Raw genomic sequence first — 7,349 nt, 5'->3', positions numbered from 1 at the left:
CTTCACAAAAGCAAATTGAGCAAATTCATTTTGCATGTATATGTTTACGTAGTTAATAATAAATATATATAAATATATTATTTATTATTATATATATTATACTTATAATTTGAAACCTCCTTGAAACATAAAAAAAAGCAATTTGCTCAATTTGCTTTTGCTCAATTTGCTCGCAAATCGTTTTTTTATGCCTTGCAATTATTTTTTATTAAAATATTTGGTAGTAACATTTTTTTTTCCTACTTTTGCACTATCGATAACTGAAACTTTATATGGCAAACACTATAAAGCTATACAAACCTCTTTCTGAGTTGTCGGTCTATCTGTCTGACACTCAGTGTTTTACCCCCCCCATTGGGTTTCTGAGGGAGCGGTAAGTCTCCTTGTTGCAGTCCTTTCCACAGTTATAGTTTGCTCATGCGGAAAAGACGATATCCCGTCGTCTCTGTCCACCGACGCTTCCCTTCTCCAGGCGAAGTTAGGGCAGCTTGTGCCCAACTCCCGATGGCACCTCACCAAGGCTCTTTACACCGTCGGCGACGTAGAAATCAACGCCGCATGGTCGAAAATGGAGGTAGAATTCACCGCCGACAGTGCCTATTTTTACCGTCAAGACCTCGTTTACGACCCCATTTCCCACGCCACAACCCCCGAAACCACTCTCCACACAAAATGCGCATACCGCATCAACAATGCCAAAATCATACTCGAAACCACCGATTTTGAAGTAAAATCGCCCGATTTCCACTCGATAATCCTCATTTCCGCTCCCTATACGCTGTATCTAACCCGGCCTTCGCCTACATAATAAGGATTAAAAAATTAAAGAATTAAAAAATTAAAGAGGCTGCGCAAACGCCCGCCGCCTACATAATAAGAATTAAAGAATTAAAAATTAAAGGGGTTTGAGGAGGTGCGTTCTTTTGCTCTGCTGAAGAACTTTCTCGGCTCGGCATAGCAATCAAGCGAGCTTGTTGCTCTGCACTCGCCTCGGCGTTCTTTAGCTAACGCTGAAGAAGCGTCCTCACCTCGGGATAGCTTGAGCAAGCTCAGCTCTCCTCTCGGTTCGTCGCTCTTTGACTTGATTACATACCGAAAAAAATGACGAGAAATCCGCCAAACATTTGGTGGAACGGAAAATTTGCACTATCTTTGCAGCCGTAAACGACAAATAATAAAGTTATGGCAAACGAAAAGATTAACTTGAACAACTGCACCAAGGAGCAGATAATCAATGTTGTCAAGGCTGCAAAAGAGCGCAAACTCGCTTGGGAAAAAAGAGTGCAGTCAGAAATGAAAAAGCGCCAAGAGCAGTCGATGTAAAAGGCGATGACGTTATGGAATATATTTCAATGATAGTAATGAACAATCATCCTAAATTATCCGAAATATCCGAAGCATTTGACAATATTGTCAAAATGTTCAACGATAATAAATAAATCACGCAATACACATTTTCTCGTCCCGTAAGGCCCGCCGCCCTGCGGGATTTTTTTGTTTTCGGCATTTGTAATTTTAAGTCTTGGAGCATAGTGAAACAGTAGAAAACAAAAAAAAGCCTTCGATGAATCGGCACAATGGTTTGTCGAGGAATGTAAACGAGAAATGAACATCAAAATTGTAAATTATAAATTAACCCAACGCCAACACCAGACCTTGTGGCTGAAATATGTGTCTGGAAGAAAATTATGAACAAAAGATATACTTCACTCTTGACAACGCTCCTCCTCAGCGTTTTCCTCGCAGTCTCAGCTTCAGCGTATGATGTTAAGGTGGATGGGATATACTATAACTTTTTGAAAAAAGTAAAGACTGCAGAAGTTACATACGGTGATAATCTATACTTAGGAGATGTAACCATTCCTGAAACAATCACTGTTGATGACGTAGTATATAATGTGACAAGTATCGGAGCTGATGCTTTCATGGGCTGCCACGACCTCACTTCAATAACAATTCCAAATTCAGTGACAAGTATCGGTTCTACGGCTTTCTTTGACTGCACCCGCCTCACTTCTATCACAATTCCAGATTCAGTGACAAGTATCGGAAAGATGGTTTTTTGTGGGTGCACTGGAATTGAAATACCTGTAATTGTAAATGATATGTTTGTATATTTACCAAGAACATACTCAGGACATTATTCAATCTCTAATAATATAACAATGATTATTGAAGGCGCTTTTTACGAATGCAGTTCTTTGACATCTGTCTCGATTCCGACATCTGTAACAAGTATTGGAAGTGATGCTTTCGCAGGATGTAGTGGGTTGACATCTATAACAATTCCTAATTCAGTAGTTAAAATTGAAGAAGGTACATTCAGTGGCTGCAGTAATTTATCATCAGTTAGTATCTCGAATTCAGTTACTTCAATTGGAGAAAATGCATTTTCTCATTGTCGTAGTTTATCATCAATCACAATCCCAAATTCAGTGATAACTATCGGATATCATGCTTTCTGGAACTGCACCAGCCTCACATCAATAACAATTCCAAATTCAGTTACAAGTATTAACCAAGCAACATTCGAAAACTGTAGCGGTTTGACATCAGTGACAATACCCAATTCTGTAATAACTATTGGATATGATGCTTTTAAAAATTGTAGCGGTTTGACATCAGTGACAATACCCAATTCTGTAATAACTATTGGATATGATGCTTTTAAAAATTGTAGTGGTTTGACTTCAATAACAATTCCAAATTCAGTAACAAGTTTTGGTGGAGCATTTGAAGGATGTAGTGGTTTGACTTCAATAACAATTCCAAATTCTATAACAAAAATCGAAGATGGTACTTTTAGAGAGTGTAGTAGCTTATTATCTATTATAGTACCGAATTCTGTGATTAGTATAGGAAACAGTGCTTTTAATGGATGCACCAGCCTCACTTCAATAACAATTCCAAATTCAGTTACAAGTATTGGACAAAATGCTTTTTCTGATTGTAGCGGCTTGACATCGGTAACAATATCTAATTCAGTAACAAGTATTATGGATCATACTTTCTATGGGTGCAGTGGTTTAACGACGATTACAATTCCTAATTCTGTAACTAGTATTGAAAGTTATGCTTTCGCAGGATGTAGCGGGTTGACATCAATTTCAATTCCGAATACTGTAAAAAGTATTGGAGATTGTATATTGAGTGAATGCAATGGAATAAAAAATACAATCATAATAAAAGACATTTTTGTTTATTTACCAAGGTCATATTCAGGACATTATTCCATTCCAGATAATATAACAACTATTATTGGAGGAGCTTTCGAAAACTGTAATGATTTATCATCAATAATAATACCTAATTCAGTTAAAACCATAGGAAGGTATGCTTTCAAAAAATGTAGTGGTTTGAAATCAATTAAAATACCAAATTCTGTAAAAAGTATTGGTTTTGATGCTTTCGCCTATTGTAATAATATTGAAAAACTTATTATTGATTGTTCAATGAATCCTAATATTAGTAACAGATATCTTAATGAATTGAGTATTGGCGATAATATAACAATAGTATATGACTATTTCAAAGAAGCTCCTTTAAAAAAAATCGTATTGGGCAAAAACGTTACGCAGATTCGTGCAGAAGCATTCAAGAATTCAAGACTTGAAGAATTCACTATAACCGGCGAAGAGCCACCTTATCTATATCCTAATGTCTTCGGCACACAAGACTTGTCGAACGCAACTCTTTATGTCCCAGAAAGCAAGACAGAATACTACCAGACTACAGAGCCATGGTCAAAGTTCGGCAAGGTGCTGACATTGAGTGGTGAAACACCAGAAGAGCCTAAGAAATGTTGTACACCAACTATTTCATACTCTGATGGAAAAATCCAGTTCTCGTGTGAAACAGAAGGAGCTAAATGTTATTATACTTTGAACTGCCAGGACGTAAAGTCAGGCGAGACCAAAGTCGAAGACAACGCCGTGACGCTTTCAGCTTGTTACGACATCACATGCTACGCCAAGGCAGAAGGCTATGTCATTTCCGACGTCGCCACCGCCAAACTCTACTGGCTCACTTCCTCCGGCACTCTCGAAACAGACAACATAAACGCCGCCAAGACCCGCGGTGTGGTCATCCAGTCCGCCGATGGCTTCGTCACCATCTCCGGCCTCGACTCCAATGAACAAGTTGACTTCTTCGCCACCGACGGCAAGGCTCTCTGCAGCACAAAGGCCGTGGGCGGCACCGCCACTTTCGCAGCTCAGAGCGGCTCAGTGGTTGTGGCGAAAATTGGGAAGGAGAGCGTGAAGATAGCGGTAAAATAACATCCGCCTATTTACCAATCCGCCGTAGGGTCTTTACTTTATGTAAGACCGCCCCGCCGCAGGGCAACCGCAAATGGTCAACGGACTTACATAAAGTAAAGTCCCTACAAGCGGAAACAAGAATCACAGGTACTGGTTCATAGACATGGAAGAGTGAAGAAAGGCTCCTGTACCTGTGACCCCGCGGCATAGCAATCAAGCGAGCTTGTTGCTCTGCACTCGCCTCGGCGTTCTTTGACTTGATTACATACCGAAAATAAAGACGAGAAAATCCGCCAAATATTTGGTGGAATCAATTTTTTATTGTACTTTTGCCCTCAAAAATAAGAAATATGGGAAAACTCGCATTTTTACTTTGTTTCATATTGTCTGTATATCCTGCAGACGTTAACGAAAACAGACGACATATACACGTTGTCAGAAGGGGTAGTAAAAAATCCCATCGTGGAAACACGGTCGCTAAAATATGGATAGAAGAAAATGGCGAGAAAAAAATTGAAGTAGCATGGTCTGAACTATCTACGGATGAAGAAACAATGATTTTAGACGCAATCGAAAAACATTGGGTACTTCTGAATAAACAGATTGACGATGTTTTTGCTGGAAAAAAGATTAAGATTTTAAAATTAAAAAAATAGAAAGGATAGTCTTATGTGTAAATACAAGGATATTGACTTAGGAATCAAGAAACTCGACTTCAATGTCAAGCGAGGTGCAATGGCTGTGTTCCTGACGGATGGTCGTGAAGTGATTGTCCCTGTGAGCATGTTCCCCGACATTAAGAAACTGAGTAAGGCTCAACGAGAGGATTACATGATTATGGATGACCAGTATTTCTCTTTTGAATCTCTCAGTCGTATCTATTCTATAAAAGATGTACTTAGATGCTAATAAGTAGGTAGATCATTAATTGATATTCTCGTCCCGCAAGGCAATCAGCCCTGCGGGATTTTTTTCGCCTTTTTTTCGGTATAGATTGAGTCGCAACGCGAACTAAAAAGATAACGGTTCGGCGGTGACAGGCACATCGCCCGAAAGTGTGAACAAAGGTGCTGAAATAAACAATGCTGAACGATGGAAAGAACATACAGAGAAACCTACTTTTCCGGAACACATATATAAAGAAAAACAACGGGTTTGAGTATGGTCTAAGCGACTGGTGAGAATGAAAACAGATAATAACTGAAACGATATAAATAAAGATATGGCAAAGAAAGATACTACATCTCTTGGATTTGAAGAGAAGATTTGGAAGGCGGCGGATGCTCTCCGCGGCAATTTGAACGCATCGGAATATGAGAGCGTGGTGCTCGGATTGATATTCCTGAAATACATATCCGACAAGTTTGAAATGAAATATCAGGAACTACTTGCCGACGAGGATGCCGACGAAGACGACAAGGACGAATATACGGCTTGCAACGTGTTCTTCGTGCCTGAGGAAGCTCGATGGTCGTATATCTCGAAGAAAGCCAAGAGCGCGACGATTGGAGATGTTATCGACAATGCCATGCGACTTATTGAAGGGGAAAATAAATCGTTGAAGGATATTCTTCCTAAGGACTACAACCGCCGTGAGCTTGACAAAAAGAGGCTTGGCGACGTGGTGGAGATATTCTCGAATGTGGAGATGTCTTCGGATTACGACGAGCAGGATGTGCTCGGACGTGTGTATGAATATTGCCTTCAGCAGTTTGCATCGCAAGAAGGAAAGAACGCAGGTGAGTTCTATACTCCTTCGTGCATTGTGAGAACTATTGTTGAAATCTTGCAGCCATATAGCGGAAGAATCTATGACCCTGCCTGTGGTTCGGGAGGTATGTTCGTGCAATCGGCAAAGTTTGTGAAGAGCCATCAGAAAGACGTGAGGAACATATCTGTATATGGTCAGGAATATAACACTTCGACATGGAAGATGTGTAAGATGAACTTGGCTATCCGAGGTCTTGAAGGAAATCTTGGCGAGGCTGCCGACACCTTCACCAAAGACCAGCATCCTGCGCTGAGGGCAGATTTTATCATGGCAAATCCACCGTTCAACTTGAAGGTGTGGGGACATGACCAGCTTATAGATGACCCTCGTTGGAAATATGGTGTGCCTCCTGAGAGCAACGCCAACTTTGCATGGATGCAGCACATGATTCATCATTTGGCTCCAAAGGGAAGAATAGGACTTGTGCTTGCCAATGGTTCGCTGAGCAGTCAGACTGGAGGCGAGGGTGAGATTCGCAAGGCTATTATCGAGGCAGACCTTGTGGAGGGCATTGTGGCATTGCCATCGCAGTTGTTCTATAGCACTGGTATTCCAGTTTGTCTGTGGTTCTTGGCAAAGGACAAGCCGCAGAAAGGGAAGACTGTTTTTATTGATGCTCGCAATATGGGCGAGATGGTGACTCGAAGGCTGAGGGAGCTTGACGATGAAAAGGATATCAAGATGATGGCTAAGATATTTGAGGATTTCCGAAAGGGAGAAGAGGTATCGAAGCCTGGAGTTTGTGCTGTGGCTTCTATCGATGAAATAGCCAAGCAGGACTATGTGCTCACTCCTGGACGTTATGTAGGCATAGCTGACGAGGAAGAGGATGGAGAACCTTACGAGGAAAAGGTAGCTCGCCTTTCTTCTGAGATTTCCGAACTCTTTAAGCAGAGCCGCATTCAGGAAGAGGAAATACGTATGCAGTTAAGTAAAATCGGGATTATTCTTTGATGGAGGAGAGAGTATGAGTGAGTGGAAAGAAGTGAAATTGGGGGATGTATGTAAGCTTTATTCTGGAGGAACACCCAATAAGAATAACAAAACATATTGGAATGGTAATATTCCATGGATTAGTGCAAAATCTATGTATGGTGACTATATTGAAGATGCTGATTTATATATAACAGAGAAAGGATTGTCGAATGGCAGTAGATTGGCTCCCAAAGGATCGATATTGATACTTACCAGAGGTAGCGGTTTATACAATAGAATTCCTATTTGTTATACGCTGAAAGATGTTGCATTTAATCAAGATGTTAAAAGGATAGAATCCAAAGATGAGGATTTATATCCTAATGATATACTATATTATATAC

Annotated in this window: 7 protein-coding genes; all 7 read left to right on the top strand. The window is 40.4% G+C overall.

What is annotated here, in order from left to right; translation table 11 throughout:
• The first annotated feature begins 337 nt into the window (after window positions 1-337).
• Window positions 338-808, top strand: a complete 471-nt coding sequence (locus CIK98_RS13940; RefSeq protein WP_141210555.1) for a hypothetical protein — start codon at window positions 338-340, stop codon at window positions 806-808.
• Window positions 809-1,182: 374 nt separating this feature from the next.
• On the top strand, window positions 1,183-1,323 hold the full coding sequence (locus tag CIK98_RS18335) for a hypothetical protein (RefSeq protein WP_172409966.1): 141 nt from the start codon (window positions 1,183-1,185) through the stop codon (window positions 1,321-1,323).
• 365 nt (window positions 1,324-1,688) lie between these two features.
• Complete coding sequence (locus CIK98_RS13935; protein ID WP_094385261.1) at window positions 1,689-4,277, top strand: leucine-rich repeat domain-containing protein; 2,589 nt, start codon at window positions 1,689-1,691, stop codon at window positions 4,275-4,277.
• Window positions 4,278-4,609: 332 nt separating this feature from the next.
• Entirely contained in the window at window positions 4,610-4,915 is a 306-nt protein-coding gene (locus CIK98_RS13930) for a hypothetical protein (protein ID WP_094385259.1), read from the top strand.
• Between the two features lie 13 nt (window positions 4,916-4,928).
• On the top strand, window positions 4,929-5,168 hold the full coding sequence (locus tag CIK98_RS13925) for a hypothetical protein (RefSeq protein WP_094385257.1): 240 nt from the start codon (window positions 4,929-4,931) through the stop codon (window positions 5,166-5,168).
• A gap of 313 nt (window positions 5,169-5,481) precedes the next feature.
• Window positions 5,482-6,984 (top strand): type I restriction-modification system subunit M, encoded by a 1,503-nt coding sequence (locus CIK98_RS13920; protein WP_094385255.1) that lies wholly within the window; start codon window positions 5,482-5,484, stop codon window positions 6,982-6,984.
• A 13-nt stretch (window positions 6,985-6,997) separates the two neighbouring features.
• Window positions 6,998-7,349, top strand: a 352-nt coding sequence (locus CIK98_RS13915; RefSeq protein ID WP_172409965.1) for a restriction endonuclease subunit S, incomplete at its 3' end; no start/stop codon positions are given.

This window comes from Prevotella sp. P2-180, assembly GCF_002251435.1.
Lineage (GTDB): Bacteria > Bacteroidota > Bacteroidia > Bacteroidales > Bacteroidaceae > Prevotella.
The sequence above is the reverse complement of the archived record's forward strand: the minus strand, read 5'-3'. Positions and strand labels throughout refer to the sequence as shown.

Excerpts from the sequence above, each read along its gene's own strand:
- CIK98_RS18335 (WP_172409966.1), top strand. The coding sequence starts at position 1,183 with ATGGCAAACGAAAAGATTAACTTGAACAACTGCACCAAGGAGCAGATA.
- CIK98_RS13935 (WP_094385261.1), top strand. The coding sequence starts at position 1,689 with ATGAACAAAAGATATACTTCACTCTTGACAACGCTCCTCCTCAGCGTT.
- CIK98_RS13930 (WP_094385259.1), top strand. The coding sequence starts at position 4,610 with ATGGGAAAACTCGCATTTTTACTTTGTTTCATATTGTCTGTATATCCT.
- CIK98_RS13925 (WP_094385257.1), top strand. The coding sequence starts at position 4,929 with ATGTGTAAATACAAGGATATTGACTTAGGAATCAAGAAACTCGACTTC.
- CIK98_RS13920 (WP_094385255.1), top strand. The coding sequence starts at position 5,482 with ATGGCAAAGAAAGATACTACATCTCTTGGATTTGAAGAGAAGATTTGG.